The 24,595-nt window shown below is 60.5% G+C and carries 22 protein-coding genes, 1 tRNA gene and 1 CRISPR repeat array; of the genes, 18 read left to right on the forward strand and 5 right to left on the reverse strand.

Features of this window, described 5'->3' with window-relative positions:
• Positions 1-198: 198 nt before the first annotated feature.
• The 6 genes from OXT71_18940 (at position 199) to OXT71_18965 (ending at position 5,820) form a co-directional block, all read left to right on the forward strand.
• Entirely contained in the window at positions 199-2,250 is a 2,052-nt protein-coding gene (locus OXT71_18940; protein MDE2928465.1) for a type IV secretion system DNA-binding domain-containing protein, read from the forward strand.
• The gene (locus OXT71_18945) at positions 2,247-3,203 is read left to right on the forward strand and encodes an ATPase, T2SS/T4P/T4SS family (protein ID MDE2928466.1); all 957 of its coding nucleotides are present in this window, start codon (positions 2,247-2,249) and stop codon (positions 3,201-3,203) included. Before OXT71_18940 ends, OXT71_18945 begins: the two co-directional genes overlap by 4 nt.
• 125 nt (positions 3,204-3,328) lie before the next feature.
• Positions 3,329-3,517 (forward strand): hypothetical protein, encoded by a 189-nt coding sequence (locus OXT71_18950; GenBank protein MDE2928467.1) that lies wholly within the window; start codon positions 3,329-3,331, stop codon positions 3,515-3,517.
• Complete coding sequence (locus OXT71_18955) at positions 3,510-4,592, forward strand: zincin-like metallopeptidase domain-containing protein (GenBank protein MDE2928468.1); 1,083 nt, start codon at positions 3,510-3,512, stop codon at positions 4,590-4,592. Before OXT71_18950 ends, OXT71_18955 begins: the two co-directional genes overlap by 8 nt.
• Positions 4,593-4,614: 22 nt before the next feature.
• Positions 4,615-5,499, forward strand: a complete 885-nt coding sequence (locus OXT71_18960) for a hypothetical protein (protein ID MDE2928469.1) — start codon at positions 4,615-4,617, stop codon at positions 5,497-5,499.
• A gap of 6 nt (positions 5,500-5,505) precedes the next feature.
• Positions 5,506-5,820: a hypothetical protein gene (locus OXT71_18965; GenBank protein ID MDE2928470.1), complete on the forward strand. Its 315-nt coding sequence runs from the start codon at positions 5,506-5,508 to the stop codon at positions 5,818-5,820.
• 378 nt (positions 5,821-6,198) lie between these two features.
• On the opposite strand, the gene OXT71_18970 is transcribed toward OXT71_18965, so the two are convergent.
• Complete coding sequence (locus tag OXT71_18970) at positions 6,199-7,095, reverse strand: helix-turn-helix domain-containing protein (protein ID MDE2928471.1); 897 nt, start codon at positions 7,093-7,095, stop codon at positions 6,199-6,201.
• A 246-nt stretch (positions 7,096-7,341) separates the two neighbouring features.
• Between OXT71_18970 and OXT71_18975 the strand changes: the two genes are divergently transcribed.
• The 8 genes from OXT71_18975 to cas2 all read left to right on the forward strand — a co-directional run bounded on the left by OXT71_18975 (position 7,342) and on the right by cas2 (position 16,365).
• The gene (locus tag OXT71_18975) at positions 7,342-7,887 is read left to right on the forward strand and encodes a CRISPR-associated protein Cas6 (GenBank protein MDE2928472.1); all 546 of its coding nucleotides are present in this window, start codon (positions 7,342-7,344) and stop codon (positions 7,885-7,887) included.
• Entirely contained in the window at positions 7,884-10,856 is a 2,973-nt protein-coding gene (locus tag OXT71_18980) for a hypothetical protein (GenBank protein MDE2928473.1), read from the forward strand. The genes OXT71_18975 and OXT71_18980 overlap by 4 nt, the downstream gene beginning before the upstream one ends.
• Positions 10,857-10,869: 13 nt before the next feature.
• Positions 10,870-11,868 (forward strand): type I-D CRISPR-associated protein Csc2, encoded by a 999-nt coding sequence (locus tag OXT71_18985; protein ID MDE2928474.1) that lies wholly within the window; start codon positions 10,870-10,872, stop codon positions 11,866-11,868.
• 117 nt (positions 11,869-11,985) lie between these two features.
• Positions 11,986-12,531 carry a hypothetical protein gene (locus tag OXT71_18990; GenBank protein ID MDE2928475.1) on the forward strand — a complete coding sequence of 182 codons (546 nt, stop codon included), beginning with the start codon at positions 11,986-11,988 and terminating at the stop codon, positions 12,529-12,531.
• A 9-nt stretch (positions 12,532-12,540) separates the two neighbouring features.
• The gene (locus tag OXT71_18995) at positions 12,541-14,589 is read left to right on the forward strand and encodes a DEAD/DEAH box helicase (GenBank protein ID MDE2928476.1); all 2,049 of its coding nucleotides are present in this window, start codon (positions 12,541-12,543) and stop codon (positions 14,587-14,589) included.
• Positions 14,546-15,088, forward strand: coding sequence for a Dna2/Cas4 domain-containing protein (locus OXT71_19000; protein ID MDE2928477.1), 543 nt, complete (start codon positions 14,546-14,548; stop codon positions 15,086-15,088). The genes OXT71_18995 and OXT71_19000 overlap by 44 nt, the downstream gene beginning before the upstream one ends.
• A 4-nt stretch (positions 15,089-15,092) precedes the next feature.
• Positions 15,093-16,061, forward strand: coding sequence for a CRISPR-associated endonuclease Cas1 (gene cas1 / locus OXT71_19005; GenBank protein MDE2928478.1), 969 nt, complete (start codon positions 15,093-15,095; stop codon positions 16,059-16,061).
• A gap of 4 nt (positions 16,062-16,065) precedes the next feature.
• On the forward strand, positions 16,066-16,365 hold the full coding sequence (cas2, locus tag OXT71_19010; GenBank protein ID MDE2928479.1) for a CRISPR-associated endonuclease Cas2: 300 nt from the start codon (positions 16,066-16,068) through the stop codon (positions 16,363-16,365).
• Between the two features lie 132 nt (positions 16,366-16,497).
• Positions 16,498-17,431: a CRISPR direct-repeat array (repeat unit 28 nt; unit sequence GTTCCTGATCCCCATGAGGGGTAATGAG).
• Between the two features lie 56 nt (positions 17,432-17,487).
• On the opposite strand, the gene OXT71_19015 is transcribed toward cas2, so the two are convergent.
• From OXT71_19015 to OXT71_19025, 3 genes are all read right to left on the reverse strand, one after another.
• Positions 17,488-17,817, reverse strand: coding sequence for a HigA family addiction module antitoxin (locus OXT71_19015; protein ID MDE2928480.1), 330 nt, complete (start codon positions 17,815-17,817; stop codon positions 17,488-17,490).
• Between the two features lie 17 nt (positions 17,818-17,834).
• On the reverse strand, positions 17,835-18,113 hold the full coding sequence (locus OXT71_19020; protein ID MDE2928481.1) for a type II toxin-antitoxin system mRNA interferase toxin, RelE/StbE family: 279 nt from the start codon (positions 18,111-18,113) through the stop codon (positions 17,835-17,837).
• Between the two features lie 330 nt (positions 18,114-18,443).
• Positions 18,444-19,106, reverse strand: coding sequence for a LexA family transcriptional regulator (locus OXT71_19025; GenBank protein ID MDE2928482.1), 663 nt, complete (start codon positions 19,104-19,106; stop codon positions 18,444-18,446).
• A 514-nt stretch (positions 19,107-19,620) separates the two neighbouring features.
• Here OXT71_19025 and OXT71_19030 point away from each other — a divergent pair.
• The 3 genes from OXT71_19030 (at position 19,621) to OXT71_19040 (ending at position 21,091) form a co-directional block, all read left to right on the forward strand.
• Positions 19,621-19,905 (forward strand): hypothetical protein, encoded by a 285-nt coding sequence (locus OXT71_19030; GenBank protein ID MDE2928483.1) that lies wholly within the window; start codon positions 19,621-19,623, stop codon positions 19,903-19,905.
• Entirely contained in the window at positions 19,892-20,980 is a 1,089-nt protein-coding gene (locus OXT71_19035) for a tyrosine-type recombinase/integrase (GenBank protein ID MDE2928484.1), read from the forward strand. The genes OXT71_19030 and OXT71_19035 overlap by 14 nt, the downstream gene beginning before the upstream one ends.
• A 37-nt stretch (positions 20,981-21,017) precedes the next feature.
• Positions 21,018-21,091: transfer RNA gene (locus OXT71_19040), tRNA-Arg, on the forward strand.
• 167 nt (positions 21,092-21,258) lie between these two features.
• Here OXT71_19040 and OXT71_19045 read toward each other — a convergent pair.
• Positions 21,259-22,659: a hypothetical protein gene (locus OXT71_19045; protein MDE2928485.1), complete on the reverse strand. Its 1,401-nt coding sequence runs from the start codon at positions 22,657-22,659 to the stop codon at positions 21,259-21,261.
• 270 nt (positions 22,660-22,929) lie between these two features.
• On the opposite strand from OXT71_19045, the gene OXT71_19050 reads away from it, so the two are divergent.
• The gene (locus tag OXT71_19050) at positions 22,930-24,570 is read left to right on the forward strand and encodes a hypothetical protein (GenBank protein MDE2928486.1); all 1,641 of its coding nucleotides are present in this window, start codon (positions 22,930-22,932) and stop codon (positions 24,568-24,570) included.
• The last annotated feature ends 25 nt before the right edge of the window (positions 24,571-24,595 follow it).

The raw sequence follows: 24,595 nt of genomic DNA on the forward strand, positions 1-24,595 counted from the left end.
GCGTGGGGGGTTGGGGGGTGGGGGTGGGCCCCCCCCCCCCTTTGCGGCGCCCGGGGGGGGGGGGGGGGGGGGGGCCCAAAAAACCCGGCCCCCCCCCCCCCGCCGGGGAGGTCGCTCCCATCCCAAATATCCTTGCAGGAAGGCCCGTACCAGGAAATGTCCCACGAATGCCGCGCTGACGCGCTGGAGAGAGACTCGATGAGGTGGCGTCACGTTGTGCTCATTCTGGCCGGTACGACAGCGGTGATCTGGCGGACCCGGTACGACCCCTTTCCCCGGCCCGGAGACAACCCCGTGCTGGACCTGATCGCCTATCACGACCCCATGCTGCACGCCGTGATCGAAGCCTGGCACTACGGCGCCCCCGGCGCCGCCGGCCTGCTCGCCGGACTGGTCTCGCTTTCCGTCTGGCGCGTCTGGTTCGAGCCGCAGCCCGGTGTTGGAGAAATACGAGGGTACCTGCCCGACTGGCCGATCTCCCCCGAGGACGAGGCGCCGTCCGTCGTGGTGGGCGAAGTGCACCATCCGGTGGAAGCGCGGGAGACCGCCGATCCTTCGTGGCTGGTCATTCCCGAGCGGGGCCTCTATACCGGCGTCCTGATCTTCGGGGCCGTCGGGAGCGGCAAGACATCCGCCTGTATGCATCCCTTCGCGATGCAGATCCTGTCCTGGCAGGCGGACCGGACACAGCGCCGGGCCGCCGGCCTGGTGCTGGAGGTCAAGGGCGATTTCTGCCACGACGTGCGCCGGATCCTCGACGAGGCCGGGCGGGGCGAGGACTACCTGGAGATCGGTCTGGAGAGTCCCGTGCAGTGGAACCCGCTGGATGATCCTGCCCTGGACTCCTACTCGCTCGCCTACACGATCTCGACCCTGCTCAACCAACTCTTCGGCAAGAGCAAGGAACCGTTCTGGCAACAGGCCTACACCAACCTGGTGCGCTGGATCATCGACCTGCACCGGATCCTGCCCGGACGGTGGGTCACGCTGCAAGACGTCTACCGGTGCACCATCGACGCCGAACTGTTCGCGTCCAAGATCGGGGAAGCGGAACGCTTGGCGGCCCGGGTCTGCGAGGCGCAGGCGACCATCTCCGCCGAGGACCTGTTTGCCCACAGGGACCGGTTGACCGAGTGGGACTGGGACCTCGACCAGGAGGCGGGGCAGGCCACCTGCGCCCTGGATCCGGCGCTGAGGGACCGCCTGGCCGAGACCGGCGTCACCGTTCAGACGGAATGGGCCAAGGACCGCCCCGGAGCCGAACTGCGCGAGCGGGTCGAGGCCATCGGCCGCTGGTATCGAAACGACTGGGTGGCGCTGGACGCCAAGGTGCGCACCACCATCGTCGAGGGCATCTCCGTGTTCCTCTCGCTGTTCGATCTGCCCGAGGTGGCCGCCATCTTCTGCCCGCCCCCGCCCAAGGCCCGGACCCGTTCACCGGTTCCAAAGGAGAAATCGGGGGCCGAGGAAGACGGGGAAGCCGTCCCGGATGTCCCGGCCAGCCCCATTCGCCGCCGCCTGCCTCCCTTGGGCGATCTCATCGAATCGGGCAAGGTCCTGGCCCTGAACATGCCCGCCGGCGCCAATCCGGCCCTGTCGCGCGCCGTCGGGGTGCTCCTCAAGAACGCCTGGATGCAGGCGCTCCTGCGCCGGCCCGCCCAGATGGCGCGCCGTCCCGGTGCCTACTACCGGCCGGCCGTCTTCATCTGCGACGAATACCAGGCCTTCGCATCGGTCGGCGAGGACGACCCTTCCGGAGACGAAAAGTCCTTCGCCCTGAGCCGGCAGTGCCGCTGCATCCCCATCCTGGCCACCCAGTCCATCTCGTCGCTGCGCTCGGTCCTGGGGGGATCGGAGGGCTGGCGCACCCTGATCCAGACGCTTCGTACCCGGATCTTTCTCTCGCTTTCCGACGACGCCTCGGCCCGGATCGCCTCGGAACTGTGCGGAACCGTACCCCGGATGAAACCCTCCTACACGTTCACCGAGAACACCTCCCGGCCCGAAGTCTCGCTGCTCTCGGCCCGGGCCGGGGGAGGCCGGGGCAGCATCGGCGCCAGCAAGTCCTTCCGCCAGGTCCGGGAGCCCGTGTTCCAACCCCGGGACTTCTCGCTGCTCGCCAACTACCAGGCCATCTGCCTGCCGTACGACGGCGCCCAGTCCCTGCCCGCACGGCGGGTCTACCTCAAGCCCTATTACCTGCCCAAGGAGACCGGTTACTGGCGGATGCGCGAGGAGGGCCGGATATGAACCGGGCCAGCGCCATCGAGCATCTCAAGCCCTTCTTTCCCGGACTGGAGAGCATCCTGGACGACATGGAGGTCTCCGAGCTGATGATCAACGGTCCCGGAAACGTCTGGATCGAGAAGGCCGGCCGGCTCTCTCCCCACGAGGCGCCTTCCCTGGACGCTTCGACACTTCAGCGGGCGGCCATCCACATCGCTCGGCCGCTGGGACTCGATCCGGCCGTGAGTCCCATCATCGATGCGCGCCTCGCCGACGGGTCCCGCGTCGCCATCTGCGTGCCCCCTGCCAGTCCCGAGGTGGCCATCACGGTGCGCCGTTTCGGTGGACGGGCGTTCTCCGCCCAGGATCTGGTTCGGCAGGGCGCTCTGCCCGGGAAGGTCTTCAGGTCTGCCCAGTACGTGCTGCGCAGCCGGCGAAACATCCTCGTGTCCGGGGGCACCGGCTCGGGCAAGACCACCCTGCTCAATGCACTGGTCGAGTTGCTGCCTCGTGAGGAACGGATCGTCGCCATCGAGGACACCCTGGAGCTTCGCATCGACCGCTCCAACTGTCTCCGCTTCGAGGCGGGCCAACTGGAGGAAGACGCCGTCACGATCCGGGATCTGGTCCGGCACGCCCTGCGCCACCGTCCGGATCACATCGTCGTCGGAGAGGTGAGAGGCGGCGAGGCGGCCGATCTGCTGCAAGCCCTCAACACCGGTCACGGAGGATCGCTCTCGACCGTGCACGCCAACAACGCCACGTCGGCCCTGTCGCGCCTGGCCAGTTGCGCCATGCAGGCCGGCGGGGAGATCCCCTGGGACGTGACCTGCCGCTCCGTGGTGGACGGCATCGCCATGGTCATTCACATGACGCGACGAGACGGCCGGCGATTCGTCGAGGAGGCCTTGTTCGTCAATGACTACGAGCCGGGCGAGAACCGCTGGCTCACCACACCGATCTGGGAGGAATCATGAGTGAGGAGGTCATTGTCGTGTTCTTTTACGGGGTTGCCATCGGCGCGTTGGTGACCCTCTTGGTGCGGCGGTGAACGCTCTTACTAATTATTCGGAACTTACGAAACAAGACTGGAGGTGACGCGATGACGGACAACGAGAACGTAATACGGGTGAAGACGCTGGAGGAGTTCGACCGGGAGCTCGCCCGGGACGGGGACGAGACCCTGGAAGTCCCGGCCGAGTTGGCCCGTGAATACGGCATCTTCCCGGAAGACGTGGGCAGCGAGGACCAGATCCGGCAAGCCCAGCGGGAGGCTGAAACCGATGAGTAAGAAGAATACGACGGCCGAGGAATATCACCGGCAATTCGCCGACCGGATCATCGATCAGATCAAGCGGGGCGTCGCGCCCTGGCAAAAGCCCTGGAAACCGGGCGAGCGCGTCCTGCCGCACAACCTCCACACCGACCGTCCCTACGCCGGCGGCAACAGCCTGCACCTGGCCGTGGTGGCCGAGGAACGCGGCTACTCGGACACGCGCTGGGGGACCTACCGGCAGATCCAGCTTCAAGGGGGCCACGTGCGAAAGGGCGAACGCGGCACCCGGATCCTCTCCTACCAAGACCACCGGCGCGTCGCCGTCAAGGACCCGCAAGGGCGTCCCGTCACCGACGAGAACAACCGGCAAGTCTACCGGTACGAACGCCTGCCCAAGCCCTGGATCAAGCGCTACACGGTGTTCAACGCCGAGCAGGCCAACCGGCTTCCGGCGCCCCCCGAACCGACCGAGAAGGCGATCTGGGACGCCCATCTTGAGGCCGACAAGGTCCTGAAGGAATGCGGCGTGGACATCCGCCACGTCGAGGGGGACCGGGCCTACTACCGGCTCAAGACCGACGACATCGTCCTGCCGAAGTGGAAGCAGTTTCCGTCGGCCAACCAGTACTACCAGACGGCGCTGCACGAGGTGGGACACGCCACCGGACACCCGGAGCGCATGAACCGCGAGTCGTTGATCAAAGGCGTCGAGGCCGGGTTCGGCTCCCAGATCTATGCCCGGGAGGAGCTGCGCGCGGAGATCAGCGCCATGATGACGGGCGAGCGGATCGGGGTCGGTCACGATCCCAGCCGGGGAGCGGCCTACGTGGAAAGCTGGGTCGAGGTCCTGGAGAAGGACCCCCGGGAGATCCGCCGGGCGGCGGCCGACGCGCAGAAGATCTCCGACTACATCCTGGAGCACACCCGGCAGCGTGAAGCGGAAAGAGAGCCGGAAGCCGCGAAGGACGTCGCTTCCCCGACCCCGACGGACCCTGCTCGACAACAAGACCAGGACCAGTCCTTCACGGTCGCCGTCCGGCAGGCGAGGACCGTTCCCGTTCCGTCCCGCAACATCAGCCCGAGCCGGTAATCGAAGCGGGAGGCGCTGAACGATGCTTGAGCGGACACTCAATAGAGTCCGGGTACGAAACGCCGCGACTCGCCACCCGGCTCGTCTCAGGGACGGCCACCGCCGGGAGTATGACCCGCGCGCCCGTGGCGAGCGGGTGTCCTTTCGAGAGCGGTCCGAGCGGGCGCTGGCGGATGTCGGCGTCTACCGCAGCGTCTCCTTTCGGGACCTGGCCGAAGCCCGCTTCGGCGGTCACCCGTTCACGGCCCGGCGAGCCGTGAATCGCTGGATCCGTGCCGGACTGATGCGCGAGCACAAGGCCAGGGGGCCGAAGGGTGGGACCTTCAAGGTGTTGACGCTGACCCGGAAAGGCGCCAAACAGGCCCGTCGGGCCGCCGTCAACCGGGGCCTTGACCCGAACCAGCGAACCTGGTCCGGGTTGGTGAAGCGTTCCGAACTCAGCCACGACACTGAAGTCTACCGGGCCTGTGGGGTGGAGCGGCGGCGGCTGGCCGGTCAAGGGGCCACCGTCAGGCGCATCCGTATCGACTCGGAACTCAAGAGCGCCGTCGCTCGACGTAGCGAGAGGGCACGAGTGCAGGAGGGCAAAGAGGCAGCTGACTCAACGCGGCGAAGGTTTGCTGAGGAACTGGGCCTGCCCATCGATGAGCAAGGACGGGTGCTCTATCCGGATGCCCAGATCGAGTACACGGACCACCACGGGCGCACCGGAAGGGTCAATGTCGAAGTCGCTTCCAACCAATACCGGGACAAGGCCATTCTCGCGAAGTCCGCCGCGGGGTTCGCGATCCACGCCACGGGCTCGGCCAAGGCACGGGTGCTCCGGGCGCTCAGTGGTGGGCAGGGCGAAGGAAACGACGGCACCAGAGGCCCCGCCCAGAAGGACCGGGCCGCCTTCGATCTGTAGGAGAAGATGCAAGCCTGGAGAGTCAGCGTCGGCTTGACCGTCTCCGTAACAGGGGTGGCGATTCTGCTGGTTGGTTCCCGGCTCAACTATCTCGCGCCGTACTGGAGGGTGATCCTGGCCGAGTACGGCGGGAGCATCGCCGTGCACGTGGGACTGGCTCTGGCGGCCGTCGCCGCCATCTTCTACGGGGCGGCGCGGTCCGTCGGACTCGCCGATCTGGGTCGAAAGGTGGATCTCGTCGAGCGCTCGATCCGGCGAGGAGAGGGAGACCAAACGCTCGCTCGCGCACTCCAGCGTGATGCAAGAGGCGATTGGGAATAGCAGCGCAACCGCAACTTACTCTTTCCTTTGGAGCGCGGCTCGGTTGCCACCTGCTAGGACGCGGTGCCGCAGAAAAAGCACCCGACCATGATGAGAGAGTACAGGGCGGTGGTGCTAACGGATACGAATTACGGGAACGAGCGAGATCTGGCGGAAATGGAGACGCGGGGCATCGACGGGTACGTGGCACTGGGCCAGGCAGGAAAGAAGCCTACGAAGAGCGGGGATCCGAAGACCGCACCGGCAACTTGACGGAAGGCGAAGAAGCTGACGACAACGGCGGGTCGGTCTCTCTACGCGACGCGAAATTGGCGGTCGGAAGTGCCCACAATGACGAGTCAACTCCACTTAACGGGATTGTGGTGAGTCAGAATCAACCTACGACACCTGTGTCTTATCGGAGGCCGAATGCGAAATCATCCAGATTGGAACCGACGATCCGTCGCGACGCCAGCATCGGCGCTCCGACAGCTCCTGCAACACGTAACGCATGAGTGCTCGGCGTGTCCGAACAACGAGCACACCGCGATCAGCTATGCCGTATTCGTGCTCATAGGAAAGTCTTTCCTCCTTGGACAGTTCGGGCGACAGGAAGAGTCGTCGCTTTTCGATCATCTTCCAACTCTCGTCACCTTTGATTCCCACGTAGCGTGTCCCCACGGCCCGCCAGGCTTCGATCGCACGGGCAGGAACTAAATCGACATACCGGTCGTCCACCCGGTTGCCTAACCTGTCTCGGCCATCTTCTCGGAAACCCCGAAAATGATGCCTTCCCCGAGCACGAACGATGGCTGACGGGGAGAAGGTGAACTCCTGGACCCCTGTTTTCGAGGCATAGATCAAATGGGCAGCTTCGCGATCAAGACAGGCAGCTAGAAGTTCACGACTCGCCCGTGTCGAAACTGTCGCCGAGATGGACAGATCGTGCGCGCCTCCGTTAGGTGAAGTACGGGAAAACGGGTTTCCGGGGAATTGATCGGCAAGCATGAGCATGGCGTAGGTGACTGCGGGATCCGTTACAACTGGACCCGGATCAAATTGTTCCGCTGGCACGAGACGTCGCTCAGCGGTTGGACGGTAACGAGGCAAGATCCCCAAAGTGCGCCAGTCGGAAATCAGGCTGCGAGCCGTGCGCTCCGAGACGCCTAGGAATGCCGCGACCTCGGCCGCTCGCAGATGACCACGCCAGTACAGCATGGTTTCGGCATAGCGGCGTGCAATATCGCGAACGACTGCCACAAATCCAATATTGCATCTACCCTGCAAATTTTGCAAGTTGAACCTCGTTAGTGATTATTACTAAACTGCGATTGTATTGGCACTTCGGGAGGAAGGTGAATGCGGGTGAGACTTACGGCACCGCGAGGCGTACGTTTGAGGTTTCGCTATCTCGACAGTCTACATGGGGCACTCGTGAACGCTTGGACAGCGTGCGGGGCGCGCGGGAAGCACGTCGTCGGTCCCAATGCCGGTAACTGGTCGTTCGGAGCGGTTGGCCTGGCCACATCCCGGGGATTTCTTATGAAGTCTCTGGCGATCGGAGCGGTGGGGAAAAGGCTGGAGCCAATACTAGCTCGTCTACTTCCCGAGACCGTTCGCAAGACATCGGCCAATGGCGATGTAGTGGACCTCTCGACCTGGGATGTTGCCGTCGAAGAACTTCCAGTCGTCGCTCGGCCCGGGGAAACGGCTATGCTCCCCGCGATCATGCTTTCGCCATTGGCTATTTCCGTGCGTGGCAAGAAAGGACGTTGGCACGATAACCTGATGAACGCCGGAAAAGACGTGGAAGAGGCCGCGAACTTTCGCCTTTCGCATCTGACCGGCCGACAGGTGCGCTTAAGGATCGAGCCTGACAGACTCTACCTGCGGGCTAATCCGAATCACTCTACCTTAGTCCGAACGCGCGCCGTCAGCGGTCATAAGCCCGCATTCGTGATCGGAATGATGTGCCCGCTGTTCATCAGCGGTCCAATAGAAGATCTGCGCGTGGCCTGGGCGCTGGGAATCGGTGAGAAGAACCGCTACGGATTCGGTTGCATCGGATACGCAGGAAAACGCGCATGAGCATTCCGTCCCAGGATTTCGCCCATCTGACAGCCGTCGAAGTGTACGGGGCGTTCCTGGAAGAGTGCGTTATCGCGCGTGTTTCCAACGACCGCATTGGCCCTCCGCCAAAAACCTCCGCCAAGAGAATCGATGGCCGGCCCGTTCGCTTGGTGGCAACCAGTGGCAAGGGCGGTTGGTCGAGTGATCCGGTTCTTGAAGAGCGGTGGGCGGAAAACGACAACATCAGCCTGTTGGATCACCTGCTGTCAGTGGCTCGTGGTGCACTCATGTTCTGGCTGTCAGATGCCCCTCGTCCCTGGTCGAGCGAATCGGACCTCTCTCAGATTGAGCAATTGGCGCACGCCGTCGTGTGCATCGCCTTTCTCCACGACATCGACAAGGATTTGGAGTTGCCCCGGGGAGGAGAGATCACGGTGGCTGACGTGGCCGATCGGATGGACCGCTATGGAATCGACGACTTCCTGCTGAAACGAGAAATCCGCGTCTCACCGGCCGCGATGCTCAACTACATCGAGGAGGTCGAGGGAACCCAGGCAGCCGGAAGCGCTGCCGCTCCAGACTATGACCTAAGGATCGCCGCAACATGTGCCTACATCGAATTGGCAGACAAGCTGGAGGGGAAATTCACCAAGCGGGGACCCGACGGTGGTGTCGACGGAGTGGTCGGGTCCTTACGCGACGCCAATCAGTGGCCCGTACTCAAAGACCGTAGCCTGAAGAAGTGGGAGAAGGTCGAATTCCATGACCATTTGCATGTTTTCCTTCTGGACCGCTTTCAGCGTGCGTTGTCCGCCAAGTGCAGGGAGGTCACCGGCCGACTTCCCTTGATCGAGATCGTGCACGATGGAAGGTTCTTGTGCATCATTCCCCAGGAGCAGGCAGACCGGATCAAAACGCAAGCTCTCGACACATTTCTAGAGGATCTACCGTACGGTCTTGGCTTTTCGGTGAACAACCGCTTGGCATGCGAGTTCGTTGGTGGCGCGGCTAATTGGGATGCCTGTCGTGCTGTGATGCAGCGTACGTACGACTGGCGACGGTTCGTAAACCTGTTCGCGCTTCCTAGACAATTTGCGCAGGCCCACAGCCAGGAGATCGACGATCTTTTTCACGTCGCGGGCATGAACACGTCGTGGAGCCCGCTCAACGAGGGCCCGAGCGCCACGGTCAAGCCGGCTCTCGAACATCCCGGAGGAGATTTTCACCGCCTGGACATGGAGCCCGCTCATGCGCTCGCCTTCTTAACGATCACGCTAAACCATGCCGACTTCAGGGGCAAAAAAGCAGCGCCCGACGCCGAGACGCGGGAACAAGAACTCCGAGATCTCCTTGCAGTCAAAGGGAGGGAACTACCGACGGTCGTGGCGAAAGCACCTGCGAAAGACGGGCGGGCGCGCCGTATCTTGCTGGCATTGAGCACAATCGCGGAAGTGTGGCGGCTGGCAGAAGACGATCCAATCGAAGCTCAAAGACTCCTGGATTGTGTCGTGGACCGTTCAGGTCTCATCGGACTCTGGCTGGAGGGCGCGGACGGCCGTATTGGACTCGCCGAACAGATCGAAGACGTGTCCAGCGATATTCTCGACGCGCTGTGCTCACGTTTTTCTGCGTATTTGACCGGGATTGCCGCGCAACCGTTCGACGTAGGTGCACGAAACAAGCATTGTATCCTTTGTAACGAGCCAGTCGAAACATCACGCAACGTCAAGACTGCCTCGCGGGCGCATGGCATCAAGGCTTCGGCGTTCTCGGGTCGCGACGGCCGCAACGACCATCTGGCGTCACCGTCGGGGGATACCCACCTGTGTCCAGTCTGCTTGGCCGAGTTGCAGTTGCGCCACAAGGCACAAGAGGAATTCAAGGGTAGCGGGGATCTGCCACCACTCATTTCGTCGCCCATGAGTACCGGACTCTTCGCGGGCCTTGCGTTCCAACAGGAAGACGCCGACGTGTCAATGGGGTTGAATGACCTCAATCGCCTAGACGTCAGGAAGGGCGTCGTCTATGAGGGACTGGATTGCCAGAGAAAGCGGATTCGATTGGCGCGTCTGGAGACACTGCCGAACAAGGATGCCGAGCTAGTGGCGCAACTTCGCATGACACTCAATGCTATTCAGCGGGTCGGTCGTCCTGTCCATATCTTCCGTGGGTCGCCGCACCGGCACCCGTCAATCTTTTATTCGGATGCACTGCCCTCATGGTTGGAGCGAATGCTCGGGGGCGACAGCATACGAATAGAACAGCTTCCCGGTGCGCTTTCCAGCCTGAAATTGTTCGAATACCTGGCAAACAAGCCCGGTCTGGGAATCGAGTGGGCCAGACAACTTGCTGATCCTGATCCGAACGTCAGACTCGGGGCACTCTGTGTCGCTTGGGGGTTGGCGGTAGACCGGAGGGGCGTCGGTGATCAGGATCATGCTTGGTTCGTTATCGAAACAGAAACACGCGAGCGAGCCCTGGCGCTCATCAGAAACATCGGAGGTGGACCAGTGAACCTGAAAGGCAGTGAGGATCCATTGATTCGGCTGGCCTGGCTCGCGAGTCGTATCCAGAGGCGCCGCAGTGCGCGGGACTCGACCAACAAGCAGCTTCTCTGTTGGAAGACGGCACTTGAGTTCTATCCCGGCGCAGATCGGTCGGTGAGTCAGGACAGAACGGCTCTGATCCTGGGATTGGCGGGAACGCTTGAGGAGGAGCTCGCGAGGAAGAAAGATGCGGCTGCAAAGAAGCATCGCAACGATCTTCCGCTCAGTAACGCTTGCATCGAGTTCGCAACTCACTTCGCAGACGAGGTGTGGACCAAAGTCTTTCGGTCGAAAGAACCGACATCGCAGGACCAGCGCCGGGCAGCACAAATCTACCGATTCGCCCTGCTGGAGACCTACCGAGAGCGCGGTATTCATGAGACAGGGGATGACAACCCGGATCGCGACAAGTCCAGGGTGTTGAACGGACCCACAGTATGACAAGGAGAGGATAATGATCGACAAGTTCAAGCCGTACCTCAACGACAGAGATCTCTTGGAGGAGGTGGTCGCAGCGAACGGCAGGAATACCTATCTGATGCCGTCGCGCCGCAATGCGGGGCACGTGGCCCTTGCTCTGGTCCGCGAGATCATAGCTCCGACCGTGTTCCGAAACGCGGAAGAGGAAATTACGGACATCGAAGATCGTGACGGCGTCCGCCGGGTGCGGGCAACCCCAAGCAAGTTCAAATTCGGCGAGCGCGGCCGGGGATTGCTCGTCCTGCGCGCATGGAACGTGGGCGGCCGACTCCCACAGAACCGCACTGCTGTCGGCATCCGGATGCCGATTCGGAATGCGTTCGACTTGAACACCTTGGTTTTCGGCGACTCCGCCATGTTGGGTACACGTGTACTACCGGTGAAGGCAACGGTGCAGTACTCGGACGCGCTCAGCACGGTTGCGTACCGCGACGCCGTGGGGGAAAGCTTCCACCATCGCGGAGACGAGACAGGAACCCTCTGGGACGCGGAGAAGCATAGAAATACGGAAAACTTGTTCTCTAGGCACTTCGTGCGGCCCGGCACCTTTCTGATCCAGATTCTATCCTGCAACGGTCGGCAACTTCCTCCGATCGGGCTCGATCACCTGCTGCTGAGCATCGGTTTAGCCGGATCCTACGGTGGTCAGACCTCGGTCACCGGCATCAACGTGCGTACCCATATCGCCGGAATATTCGCTGCGCGTCTAGAAGCACCAATTTCTTCGCCTTACGAGTTGCTCCGGCATTTGCCGCCGAAGTCCAACTCGGTGGAAACCCTAACAGCTGCTGTTGAGAACGTGATGTCGCAACACTACCGAGTCCACTCCGCTTCGGATGAAGCGTGCGCTTACCAACGACAGTTGATTGACGCGTTCGAGCGCGACGAGCCTAACCTACGGTCCCGCTACGAAGCTGCAGCCCCGAGGATCGCCGATCTATTCGAGCAGTACTTTGACCCGAAAAAGGCGTAAACAATGCCTGGAGCTATATTCCCGTTTCGACTGACCGCACTGTCTCCCTGGGCATGGCACGGGCTCGCCGTACCCTCCGGAACTTCGACTCTCAATGACATAGTGACCGACACGGCTATGGCGTTCGGCACGGCCACCGCACTTGGCATGGCTTCCCGATCGCCGTGTTTGCCCTCAGCACCCGACTACCGTGGGCACTTGGCCGCCTTGCCGTTCAAAACGACACTGTTTCTGGGGTATGGGAACCGGCTCAATCGGCCGCTGGCCCGCCGCCTCAACCTTGACGCCGAATGCGGCATGCCAAAGAGCGTCGACACGGCGCGCAAGAGTGGCAATATCAAGGACTACTACCACATCCAGGAAGTCGCGGCGGGTTCAGTCTTTCACGGCTGTTTTCTGCATGAGGATCCTCTCAGGATCGTGCAAGAAGCATACGGGAAACGGGCCGACCGGCTCGTCATCCGTCTCGGGCTCGGCCGAAACGGTGCCGGCCTTCTCGAACGCTGTCCCAAAGGCCATGATATCTGCCTCAACCTGCATACGGCGAGGCTATTCGATTTGGATGTCGACCTTGGCGCCGGGCCGTACCGTCTGCATAACATCCAACCCAGCCAACCCCTGGAACCGGAGATAGCATTGCAGGTTACGGGTGGCTGGTCATAGATCAAGTCGATGATCATCAGATCACACTCTGTACCGATACTGCCCAGCGGGCTGTCGCCGATGCAGGAGCGCCTCCTGCGGTCCGAGAAGCATGTTCGACTTGTGTCGGCGCCGACCGGCTCTGGAAAGACCTACGCATTTTTGCGAGCCGTCCTCGACCTGGAGACCCATGTATTGTTCATCGTTCCGACCAAACGACTGCTTCAGAACTTGATCAAGGACGCCCGCGACCAAGCTCGGAAGCACCTTGCCGAGCGCGGCTTGGATACCCTTCAGATTGACTCCTGGCTCGACGATCGAATCATCGAATGGTCTGGCAACCAAACGAGAGACGGGCGTGAGAGGCTCGCTACAACGCGGGTGCGCCAGATCCTGGACGGCGCGCATTTGGGTGGACGGGTCATCTTTGCCATACCCGAGGTGGTGGTCAAGATGATCTCCGGAATCCGGGTAACTGGGGCGGGAGCGATCAATCCGTTTCTCTACCTGCGCCGCTTCGACCACATCGTCTTCGACGAGTTCCATACAATCGATGATCGATCATTTGGCTTGGCCTGCCTGCTATCGCTGCTGGCTGTCTCGGAACGTCAGGGAAAGGTGTCGCTCCTGTCGGCCACGCCTATCGACGTCACAAAGATATTCGAACAAGTCGGTGTAGGACCGCATGATTGCGAGACGATCAGCGAGAGGCTCGCCGACGGACATCCGCCCGGGCATCGACCCATCCATGGCGACGTTTCCATCACCTTGCGCGAGTGTTCCCTGCTCGATTCGGTCCCACCGCACCTCGACGCCGTCTGCGCGTCAATCGCCGACGGTCACACCGTCATCGTGATCTATGACTCGCTGGCACGACTCAAGCTTGAGGAACCTGAATTGCGGAGGACACTGAATGCCGCCGGCATTCCGGACTCCAAGATCCTCGCGATCAACTCGATCGACGACTCGGAACGGAAACCGGGCGAACCGCGCCGTGGACGAAAATACGAAGATCCACACGATTACGACGTGCTCGTGTGTACTTCTTCAGTTGAAGTTGGCGTCACTTTCCGATGCACGCTCATGTTCACGGAACCCGGACACGGGCTCGCCAGTTTCGTGCAGCGTATTGGGCGTGTCTCGCGCGGCTCCGAAGGCGGAAGAGTCGTCGTTTCGTTGTATCGACAGCGACGCAATCGCAAAACGTGGACTCGGCGGGTTGCGGATGTCCTCGAGCATCACGACGATCTCGATGTCCGCGTATTCATCGATGAGATCCTCCGCGACGTGCGGAGTCGTCTTGAGCCCACGCGGAAGGAAGTTGAAGCCGACTTCTCGAAGGTAGGCGCGTCGGTACCATTCTACCGCCGTGCTTCCTGGCGAGGAGCCTTCTGGGCAGCCCTGTTCGTAGCTGCAATCCGGCGGACGAAGATGACCGTACAGAAGGAAGCGAGAAATCGACTTTGGAAAATCGCTCCCGAGATCGTGAAGTTTGTCGAGGCAAAGATCGGGGAAATACTGTCGGTCGGTGTAGTGAACCACAACCTGAGGCGGCAGTCCCAGCCGCACAAAAGATGGGTGAAAGCGCTTCTCGCAAGCGCTCTCACCTACCGTGAAATCGGTGCTACGATCATAGTCGTGGACCCGAACGGCACGCGCCACACGGTTACAGAATCTTTCTTGCGAAGAGCCACGGACATCCTTAACCGTCACATCGCGACCGAAACGGATGGCGAACGGATCATCCACCTCATGTCGCGACCTCTCGATGAGGAAATCAGAGCGTTCCCGGGGAAACTGCATGCACAGCGGTTGACTCTGTATGTCCCTTCGCCGATCGATGAAGGTAGCTTTTCAATATCGATCCGTGAACTGGAAAAGGGTAGCGAACAACTCAACTTGCGTTTAGTCGGCGAGTGGCGTCACCGGTTCGGTCGATTCATCCCAGGACCGGGAGAAAGTCCCCGAGATCCTCGAAAAAAGGTGATGGCAGCGGCCACCGCACTGGTCGAGAAACTCGGCAGGCCACCCCTGGATGAAGACTACGAGGATTCTTCACAAAGCGCGCTTTTTGCGTGAATTGGCTGAACAGCACGGGCTCCACGGGCTCTATTTCCAACACGTCGCGTTGTGTCGGCGGCGCGCGTGGCTTCATCTGATGGGCGCGACCCACGCCGTCTATCACGACCGAGTCCGCAGAGGACTTGCCCTTCACCACACGGAAAAGCGACCCAGCAAGGTGCCAAAGGGTCTCGGCATCGTGCCCGATGCAATTGATTTCGAGCGACGGATCGTGATCGAGAGAAAAGGCGGTGCCGGGGCGCGTCATGCAGTCTCGCGACAAGCTCTTTTCTATGCGGCATTCATGACGGGCGCCACCGGAGACCTGTGGCAAGCTGAAGTCCATATTTACGGGTCTCAGAAAAAGACGACCTACGAGTTGACCGAGAATGTAATTGGCCAGCTCATTCGTGACGCGCAGGATGCCCCTGCCCTGATGGATGGCCCTCCGCCCGCGGCACACGCCATCCCTCTGTGTGAAGCGTGTAGCTGCAATCTGATTTGCTGGGATGAGTAGCAATATGGATGTCGTCATAATCCCACGCGATGCGCGCCTGAACCGACACGAAAACGCACTCGTCGTGACCTCTGACTCCAGACGCAAGACCATTCCGCTGAACGGCATCAAGCACATCGTGTGCATGGGCAACGGTTCCATTACTATTCCCTTGCTCAAGGATATGGGGCGTCGGGGAATCCGATTTACGGTTCTCGACGCAGGCGGGCGCTTTCTCGGGGCATTCGAGCCGGAGGAGGAAACACCGTCCGGGAGGGTACGCGTGGGCCAAGCTCAATTGTTCCTGGACGAGATTGCCCGTTTGACGATTGCTCGGGCAATCGTGGGATCGCAAATAAAATCGATGCGCGGATTGTTGCAGCGTTACCGCCGCAACGGCACAACAGGTCTCGACCTGTCATTGGAAGGTTTGCAGAGCGCAATCGGTATTTCCGATGGAGCGACTAGCATTGAGATTCTGATGGGTGCTGAAGGGCATGCACGAGCGTTCCTGCACGACGCATTTGGGCGAATCTCTCCAGACGCGAAGCTGGCACGCCGCGTCCGGCGACCGCCCCCCGATCCGGTCAATTGCCTCATGTCTTTCTTCAATATGTTGCTCTATTCCGCGTGCGCGAACGAACTTGCAAAGACGCATCTTGACCGAAGCGTCTCGTTTCTCCATTCACCAGGGACAGGGCGTCGTTCGCTGTCGATCGACATGGCGGAAACTTTCAGGCCAATTCTCTCGGATGCACTTCTGCTGTCGATTTTTCGCCGCCGTCAAATTGACGAATCCTGGTTGAAACGCGCTCCTGGAGTGTGCCTACTCAGTGAGAAGGGAAGGATCAAAGCGACCGAACGTTTCTGGTCACGCATCGAGGAACGACATGGAAATCTGACCCTTCGCCAATTGATTCACCGGCAATGTCTTTCGCTAGAGCGCGAAGCGCTAGGCATCGGGCAGTTCAGACCATTCATGTGGAGAGGGTGATCCTGTGTTCGTGATAATCACCTACGATGTCCCCGCCAAAAGAACGGGGATTTATAGAAAGCTCCTCAGAGAATTTCTGACACACGAACAGGCATCCGTGTTTATGGGTGACCTGCCTGAGTCTGAGATTCTCAGAATGGTGGCCAAGATCTCTGAGAAGATAGGCCCTGATGACCGTGTGCTGAAGCTCGTTTGTCGAAATCGGCACAACGTCGAAGTGTGCCGACTCAGCAAAGAAGCCCTGGGAGGTCAGATGCGCGAGGAGAGGGACAACTGGCATGGTAATAACTGGGCACTTGTCTAAAATCCCGAACGTTTGCGCCTGAGGATGAAACTGGCACCGGTCCAGTGTCCAAGCGCAAATTTTTGCCCAACGGCCAGCATTTCATGTTTAGTTTATAGATCAGCGTGTACGAGAGTCCTTAGAGAATAAGGGGTTCCTGATCCCCATGAGGGGTAATGAGCATTGATCGTGTACCCCTTTCGGAGCGACTACTAGAAGTTCCTGATCCCCATGAGGGGTAATGAGAACCGGTCCAGTTCGAGCAGCCGGTCCAGCTCTTCCTGTTCCTGATCCCCATGAGGGGTAATGAGCTGTAGTCCTGGTACGAGACCGGCGTCTGCCCGGTGTTCCTGATCCCCATGAGGGGTAATGAAACCTTGCCGACCATCGCCCTGTACGCGATCAACAAGGTTCCTGATCCCCATGAGGGGTAATGAGTTCTTTTTGCGGGTTCTTCTTACAACGGGCAGTTGGGTTCCTGATCCCCATGAGGGGTAATGAGTTCCTCGCCTCCGCTCTGCTCTGGCAGATGCACAAGGGTTCCTGATCCCCATGAGGGGTAATGAGGTTTGTACTGTCTGCTCCTTCATGCGTTCCTCCTCGGAGTTCCTGATCCCCATGAGGGGTAATGAGTTCGGCGCCCTGGACGGCGCTATAGCGTTGCTTATTCGGGTTCCTGATCCCCATGAGGGGTAATGAGATGTGGGCAAGAGTAATCAGAATCGCCCCCAACATAGTTCCTGATCCCCATGAGGGGTAATGAGTTTATTCTTACAAGACGCCATGTTCTCAAAATCTGACCGTTCCTGATCCCCATGAGGGGTAATGAGCTCCGTGTGGTCGCCCTTCAGCCGTGCGTTGATCGCGTTCCTGATCCCCATGAGGGGTAATGAGGTGACCGCCGCCTGGATGAAGCTGGACACCGGTTGAGGTTCCTGATCCCCATGAGGGGTAATGAGTTCTGCCTGGTCGCCATGATCGTCGCCGAGAACCGCGTTCCTGATCCCCATGAGGGGTAATGAGGTGACTGCCGCGAGGCGGCGACGAGCAGGTTCCGTGGTTCCTGATCCCCATGAGGGGCAGTCAGTCTTCTCAGACTGACTGCCCCTCATTCTATCCGTAATTGCCAAGGCGAGGATACCCTCACCTCGGACCGTCTACCATCGGCGGCCGAGCGATGTCTACCGATTGTGGCTCGTAGCGCTTGACATCGATCTCATCCTCTCGTGCTTGCGCCTGGGCGACATCATATGCCGCCTGTAGCCGTACCCAGGTCTCCGTCGTTGAGCCAAAAGCCTTCGCAAGTCGGACCGCCATGTCGGCTGAAATACGGGCATGGCAATTCACCAGATTCGAAAGTGCCTGGCGACTGACGCCGAGGATCCTTGCGCCTTCGGTGACGTTGAGGCCAAGCGACTCTAGACAGGAAACACGCACGACCTTGCCAGGATGCGGCGGGTTCTTCATAGGCATATCGACTTCCCCTTCATTTAATGATAGTCGATCAATTCGACATCGTAGACATCCTCGCCTTCAAAACGGAAAATGATTCGCCAGTTGGCTTTCACGGTCACGGACCAATAGCCTCTCAGCTTGCCTTTGAGGGCATGCAGCCGGTATTGCCGAAGTCGCATCGCTTCAGGAGACCTGGCGACATCAAGCTGGGCGAGCATGACTTCCACCCGATCATGCAGATCGGGACGGATGAGGCTGCGGTTTCCGCGTTCGTAGAAACGCTTGAGCCCACGATGTCGGAAGCCTCGTATCATTTAGAGAATGTAGAGTGTCTAGCGACACTTGTCCAATAGATGCTGGTGCCTCTTTCTGCGAACCATCTAATCATTTGATGTGCCGGGCTCTTTGTGAACTTTTTTGAGTTTCCGACCGTGATGTGGCCAAACGGCGGTGAGGTAACGATTGCTTCCGGATCGCCACTACAAAAAAGGCGGCGCACCTCATTGAGAGTTACGTGTTTATCAGTCATCTAACGAGTTGCCCAACCATCCGTGGCACAATTATCCGATGGGGCTGCTCCATGACACTGCCGCCAGGAATTTGGTAGGCTCCTCCTAACCCAAAATAGCCGGAACCGAAAACAGTCACAGTTCCCTGGCCATCCACTTGACTTCGCCGATCACCTCGGCCTCGCCCCATGGCTCAGGCTCCCAAGCCGGGTGATCGCTGACCAGTAGCCAGTTGCCTGAATCGTCCTGCCCGGCTCGCTTGACCACCAAGCCATCGCTCTTGCGAACCACGAAGATGTGCCCGTTCAGATGTCGTTTTCGGCTGTGGTCGACAAGGATCACGCAGTTTTCCGGCAATGTCGGCTCCATCGATTCACCCGTAACGCTGATGACGCTGCATCGGTCGGCGACAAGACCTTGCCGAGACAACCATTCGTGCCGAAAGTAGGCGTAGGCCTTCACGTCTTCGTCCAGATCCAAAGCTCCACTGCCGGCTGCCGTCCAAAGCCGTCGCACCGGTACGGGCCGGGCGCCGGGGAGTTGGCGGACCTCCGCCGTAATTCCCTTGATCGAGAGTTCTGCCGACGGCGTGGGGTCATCCGTCAGGCCGACCAGATAGTCGAGGGAGACGCCCAGCTTACGCGCGGCCTTGACGGCCCCATCCAGTAGCAGCGCCGAGTGTCCCGATTCCACATGAGAAATCATCGTCTGGTCGTAACGATCACCCAGCGCAACCGCGAGATCCACCTGCCGTAGACCGGCCCGATTGCGAGCCGCCGCCAATCGTTTTCCCAGCATGGCGGTCAATCTAACAGATTAAGATTTTTCTTGACGGATGAAACCAACTCATTTATTGTCTATCTATGAAACGAGTTCATGTCGTTCTCCGGCTCCGGGCTCGTATCGCCGCTCTGAGCGTTCCTCAACGAATGCCGGGAACTCTCCTCCGACTTCGAGAAGCGGATCACGGAGGCTGTGGATCTTCTGGAGGAAGCCGAAAGGGCGGCACGGAAAGCCCGCGATCGGGTGCTGGAAGGACACGGGGCGTGATGGCTGCCTTGGACGAACGCTGTGCCTGCGGTGAATTCGCGAAACTAATGCCCCGTCCTGATCCGCTTCGTCGCAGCCCTAAACAAGCGTGGGTCGGTCCGCCACCGAAGGTACGCCTTGGGGATGAAGTATCTCGATGAGACTCCGGAGCATTTACGAGGATCCAAAACGACCCATGCTCAGGTCGGCGACTTCCGGGATCTGAGTTCGCTTTGTGGCGGAGGCCAAGACCACGACGCTCTCGCGTGAAGGAACAGGCGTCATGATGATCGGCAAGCCGGTCGCACTGATCCAGGTGCCCAACCGGAGGCTCTTCAGTGTTGCGGCCGCTGCCCAGTACCTGGGGAAGGCCATCGGCACGGTTCGCAAACTGGCCGATCTGAACATCATCAAAGCCAGAACCGAACTGGACACCGCCGGACGGCGCCGTCGCGTCTTCGCCCTGGAGGATTTGAACGCCTACGTCGATTCTCTGGAGCCGTGGTACGATTCGCCGCATGGCGAAGAGCCCGGATCCAGAAAGGAGGAGAGAGATGGGCATCTATAAGGCAAAGGATCGCCGTGGACGACAACGATACGTCGTCAGCAAGTATTGGCCGAACGGATCCGGCCGGCTCAGAATGTATGCTCCCAACTACCGGAGTGCGAAAGCCCTTCACACTCGTGTGGAGGCCAGCATCCTGGACGGCACCTGGGAGCAGCTCAAGCAGGAACTGTCCGGCGGCAAGCGGGAAGTTTGGACGGTGCGTCGCTTCTACGAGCGTTTTCGCGAGGAGTATTGCAAACCTCGTCTGCGCTCCTGGCGGCGCTACGAACTCTCGTTCAAGAGCCTCAACACCGCGCTTGGACACATTCCCCTGAAGGAGTTTCAACGCAAGGACCTCCACCGTTACGTCGCCAAGCGGAAGCGGCAGGTCAAGCCAGCCACGGTGAACCGTGACATCGCCGCCATCAGCAAGCTGTTTTCCTACGCGCTGGAGTGCGGGGAAATCGACACGCATCCACTCGTTCGGTTCCCCAAGCTGAAGGAGCCCAAGAAGGTCTTCCGACCCTTGACGGTCGAACAGTTCCGGGACTTGGTTGACGCGGTGGACAACCCGTACATGCAAGCCATGATCGCGGTGATCGGCGAGACGGGGATTCGGAAAGGAGAAGCTCTATCGCTCACGTGGAGCCGGGTGGATTTGCGCCGTGGATTACTGTGGGTGGAACTCACCAAGGACAACGAGCCGAGGGAGATTCCGCTGTCGAAGTACGCCACCAGATACTTGGCCGGACTAGTACGCTACCTGCACACTCCTTACGTCTTTGTCAATGCCCGGACCGGAACAAGATGGGCGAATCCGACCAAACCGCTACGGCGTGCTGCCGACCGGGTCGGACTGAAGTTGGGTTTTCACGATCTGAGGCGATTCCGCTGTAGCCAGTGGCTGATGCACGGGGTGGACGTGAGAACGGTGCAGCAATTGATGGGGCACTCGGACATCAGCACAACGATGCGCTACGCAGGATATGTCAGTTCGCATGCGCTTCAGAGCATTCGAGAAGCACAGGCCGCCGAAGATTCACAAAGACAACAGGCAACAAACAGGCAACGGTTAGGAAGTCGGACGGATGGCTAGAGGGAAAATTCGGGTAAACTATTGAAAAGTAAAGGATGCGCCCGTAGCTCAGCTGGACAGAGCAACGGACTTCTAATCCGTGGGTCGGGGGTTCGAATCCCTCCGGGCGCGCATTCCCCGCCGGGAGCACGGCGGAAAGAAAGCCGGCGTTCCCCTCAGGAGCTGCCCCACCGGCCCGGTAGAAAAAGGAATGGAGCGGCGATTTCCAATCGCCGAACTCCTCACTGACAAATTTGGCGACGAAGACCGGGCGATTGGAAATCGCCCCTCCTAACTTCTCAGAAGTTGTATCCCATGGCGACGTTGAACTGGTCCAGACCAGTCTTGGACCGGTTCCGGTTCCACTGATAGTCGGCCTTGACCACGATGTTGGAAATCGGCTTGAGCTCCAGGCCCAGGGTATGAAAGGACCGGTCGCGCGCGGGGTTGCGAAGGTAGCCGGCCGGCACCCGAGCCTGGGTGTCGAGAGTCTCGGCCCGGTAGTAGGGCATCAGCCTCACGTCTTCCCGGACCCGGGAAAGCAGGTTGTAGCCGAATTGGAGATAGCCTCCCTGTTGAGTCTCGCCCACCGAGTTCTTCCCGGTGAAACCGAGGGCCTGATTCAGTTCGGCCACGTCGTCCAGGGAGGCCCGGGCATAAAGGCCCCTCAGGTCGAAGCCCTCCATCTGGATCTGAGCGTGGAGCTCCCCGATCCGGGTCCCCACATCCAGGTCCTGTCCGTGGAAGGTCAGCCCCTGTCCGGACCCTCCGTTATAGAAGGATCCGCCGAAGAAGACTCCCGGAGTGGGGTTCACGTCGACTCGCGTGACCACGGCCATGTGAGAGGACTTCGCCTTGTACCCCTTTTGCCGGCCGCCACGCAGGCCGTCGGAGCTGAACTTCGATCCCAGCAGGCCGTTCACCACGTAGACCCGGTAGTCGAACATTCCCGCGGATCCCACCACGCCGAACCCGTTCTCCCGCCAGGTGCTGGGCATGATCCGGCGTTCCGTCTCCGGTCGATTGGCGCCGATGAAGACCGTGGGTTCATGAAGCTCGTTGACCAGGCCCATGGGGACCAGGAGCAATCCTCCGCGAAGGGTCAAATGGTCGTTCACCAGGAAGTCCAGATAAGCGAACTCGACCGAAGTGGAACCTCCAAGGCTGGTGGATCCGTGCTCGATCTCGATCTCCGAATTGAAGACGAACCGGTCGTTGAACCGATAGCCGGCGTAAAGGATCCACCGCAGGAAATCGAACTGGGTGGTCTTGGAAACGGAATCTCCTGACTCGTTACTTCCGCTGTAGTTGTTGTAGAGCATCTCGCCGTAGCCGGCGATGGAGACGCCCTGCCGCTTCCGGTAAACGCTGGCGGCCGCCGGGCCGAGTCCTTTGCTTCGAGCCTGGTCATCCGTGACCTCAAGCTCCGGCTCGCCGCTCCGGAGCAGTTCCACTTCGGTGGCGAGGATGTCCAACTGGCGGCGGATTTCCGCCAGTTCGCCAGGCTGGGACGCCGGCTGGGGCTGATGATCTTGGTCCCTCTCGAGCTTTTCCAGCCTCCGTTCGAGCTCCTCGAGCTTGGCCTTGAGTTCGTCCTTCCCGGCCTTCATGAGAGTCGGCCAAAGAACCATCAAAGCGACGCCGGCCACGAAAACCCTGCACCATCGTTGGCGCGTCCTTGATCTTGTCTTCCGCTGCATGCGAATCTCCCTGTGTTCCATAGGTGGAACTCAATCACTTCCGGTTGTCGCTCTTGATGTCGGGAAGCTATAGTGAGGATTGGTCTTTGTTCGAAGGCCGCTATATCGAATTGGGGTGCACCGATGCCACCGGTGTACCCCACCCCCTCAGTTCATTCCCCCCGGTTTTTCCAACATTCAACGCCTCATGGCTTCGTGCCGCGAGCATCTTATTGAAAATGGAATTCAACATCAACCCAGGTCGCCATTTTATCTCGGAAAGGTCGAACCATGAACAGGCTGCTTGTGATCGCACTGCTGTTGATCCCCGTCTCTGAAGCGGAGGCCGGAGAGGAGGTCAAAACCTCTCCCTTCACCGAACCCCAGAAACGGGCCAAGCGAATACGGGTCAACAACGGGGCATGGAATCCCATCGTCGACGTGACCGACGTGTTTCCGGGAAACCGGGCGATGGACCGCCAGGGCGTTTTCAGGCTCTTCGATGGAGCCATTGGGGTCAAGCTCCGAGTCGAACGGGCGGAGAGCTCCGAACCCCTCCTGGAGGCGACGGCCGATTGGGAGCAGGGAGAATTCATCGGCCCCTTGTTCATCTGGAGGGCCGGCGGGCTTCTCCACATGATCTACGAATGCTCCCGGGCCAACGCCACCGCCTACGCCACCAGCACCGATGGCTACAACTGGACGCGTCCGGAAATGGGCCAGGTCGAATTCGACGGGTCGTCGGCCAACAACCTCCTTCGAAACGGCATCCGGGGCGCCACGGGTGTCTTCATCGACCCCCAGGCGCCGGCGGCGGAACGCTTCAAGGCCATGGGGGGCGACATGGCCTGGTACGACCCGGCGACGCTGCAGCCCCTGGAAGGCGAGGAGGCCATGCGCCGTTGGAACCGGGAGACCTATGAGGAGGATTACAAGGGACCCCGAGCCGAGATCTGGGGGCGCACCCTGGGGTGGATCTCGGCGGACGGCCGGGACTGGAAACCGCTGGAGAAGGCCCTGGGCATGCGTCCCGTCAACGGCGGCATCTCCGCCCACTACGACGAGGCCAACGGCGAGTACATCGCCTACCAGCAGATCATGGGCAACACGGCCGAGCTGATGCCGGGGATCGGGACCGCCCGCATCGAGGAGGAGACCCAACGCCGCGTCATCGGGTTCTCCCGCACCAAGGACTTCAGAACCTGGCCCGCCCCCAAGCTGATTCTGGCTCCCGATGCCCTGGACGACCTGGACATCTCCTTTTACGGAGCCAACTACTTCCCCTATCCGGGGCGCACCGATCTCCACGTCATGGTCATTCCCGTCTACCACCAGCAAAACGACCACGTGGACACCCAGATCGCCTTCAGCCGCGACGGCCTCTTCTGGATCCGGCCCGAGCGGCGGCCCATCCACACGGTAGGCCCGCCGGGCAGCGGGGACGATTGCCAGGTGCACACCTGGCGCAACGGCATGCTGGAGCTGCCCGACGGCCGCTGGGCCGTGCCCTACACGGGAATGTCCAGCCTCCACAACGTCTACGGACACGACCATCTCTTCCCCCAGGGCCGGCCCATTCAGATCCGTTACATGCTGTGGCAACCGCATCGCTTCATCGGGATCGAGGCGGAGAGCGAAGGCCGGTTCACGATTCCCACCATCTACCGGCACGGCAACGAACTGCGGTTGAACTACCGCTGCGCTCCGGGCGGCTGGATCAGCGTGGAACTGATGACCAGGAGCCCCTCCATGAATCAGGCCGATCTGCCCCCCATCGAGGGCTTCACCTTCGCCGAGTCCGACCGGTTGACGGGCGACGAGTCCGACCGGGTCGTGACCTGGAAGGGCAAGAGCGATCTCTCCGGGATCGGGGAGACGGCGGCATTCCGCATCCGGATGTTCCAGGCCAAGCTCTTCGCCTACAAGTTCTGATGCGCTTCTCCGGCGTGCGGACGCG

The organism is Acidobacteriota bacterium, from assembly GCA_028874215.1.
Classification (GTDB): domain Bacteria; phylum Acidobacteriota; class UBA6911; order RPQK01; family JAJDTT01; genus JAJDTT01.

Excerpts from the sequence above, each read along its gene's own strand:
- OXT71_19015 (MDE2928480.1), bottom strand. The coding sequence starts at position 17,817 with ATGCCTATGAAGAACCCGCCGCATCCTGGCAAGGTCGTGCGTGTTTCC.
- OXT71_18995 (MDE2928476.1), top strand. The coding sequence starts at position 12,541 with ATGATCATCAGATCACACTCTGTACCGATACTGCCCAGCGGGCTGTCG.
- OXT71_18980 (MDE2928473.1), top strand. The coding sequence starts at position 7,884 with ATGAGCATTCCGTCCCAGGATTTCGCCCATCTGACAGCCGTCGAAGTG.
- OXT71_18955 (MDE2928468.1), top strand. The coding sequence starts at position 3,510 with ATGAGTAAGAAGAATACGACGGCCGAGGAATATCACCGGCAATTCGCC.
- OXT71_18985 (MDE2928474.1), top strand. The coding sequence starts at position 10,870 with ATGATCGACAAGTTCAAGCCGTACCTCAACGACAGAGATCTCTTGGAG.
- OXT71_18990 (MDE2928475.1), top strand. The coding sequence starts at position 11,986 with ATGGCGTTCGGCACGGCCACCGCACTTGGCATGGCTTCCCGATCGCCG.
- OXT71_19030 (MDE2928483.1), top strand. The coding sequence starts at position 19,621 with ATGATGATCGGCAAGCCGGTCGCACTGATCCAGGTGCCCAACCGGAGG.
- OXT71_18960 (MDE2928469.1), top strand. The coding sequence starts at position 4,615 with ATGCTTGAGCGGACACTCAATAGAGTCCGGGTACGAAACGCCGCGACT.
- OXT71_19025 (MDE2928482.1), bottom strand. The coding sequence starts at position 19,106 with ATGCTGGGAAAACGATTGGCGGCGGCTCGCAATCGGGCCGGTCTACGG.
- OXT71_19035 (MDE2928484.1), top strand. The coding sequence starts at position 19,892 with ATGGGCATCTATAAGGCAAAGGATCGCCGTGGACGACAACGATACGTC.
- cas1 (MDE2928478.1), top strand. The coding sequence starts at position 15,093 with ATGGATGTCGTCATAATCCCACGCGATGCGCGCCTGAACCGACACGAA.
- OXT71_19045 (MDE2928485.1), bottom strand. The coding sequence starts at position 22,659 with ATGCAGCGGAAGACAAGATCAAGGACGCGCCAACGATGGTGCAGGGTT.
- OXT71_19050 (MDE2928486.1), top strand. The coding sequence starts at position 22,930 with ATGAACAGGCTGCTTGTGATCGCACTGCTGTTGATCCCCGTCTCTGAA.
- OXT71_19000 (MDE2928477.1), top strand. The coding sequence starts at position 14,546 with ATGAAGACTACGAGGATTCTTCACAAAGCGCGCTTTTTGCGTGAATTG.
- OXT71_18950 (MDE2928467.1), top strand. The coding sequence starts at position 3,329 with ATGACGGACAACGAGAACGTAATACGGGTGAAGACGCTGGAGGAGTTC.
- OXT71_18965 (MDE2928470.1), top strand. The coding sequence starts at position 5,506 with ATGCAAGCCTGGAGAGTCAGCGTCGGCTTGACCGTCTCCGTAACAGGG.
- OXT71_18945 (MDE2928466.1), top strand. The coding sequence starts at position 2,247 with ATGAACCGGGCCAGCGCCATCGAGCATCTCAAGCCCTTCTTTCCCGGA.
- OXT71_18975 (MDE2928472.1), top strand. The coding sequence starts at position 7,342 with ATGAAGTCTCTGGCGATCGGAGCGGTGGGGAAAAGGCTGGAGCCAATA.
- OXT71_18940 (MDE2928465.1), top strand. The coding sequence starts at position 199 with ATGAGGTGGCGTCACGTTGTGCTCATTCTGGCCGGTACGACAGCGGTG.
- OXT71_19020 (MDE2928481.1), bottom strand. The coding sequence starts at position 18,113 with ATGATACGAGGCTTCCGACATCGTGGGCTCAAGCGTTTCTACGAACGC.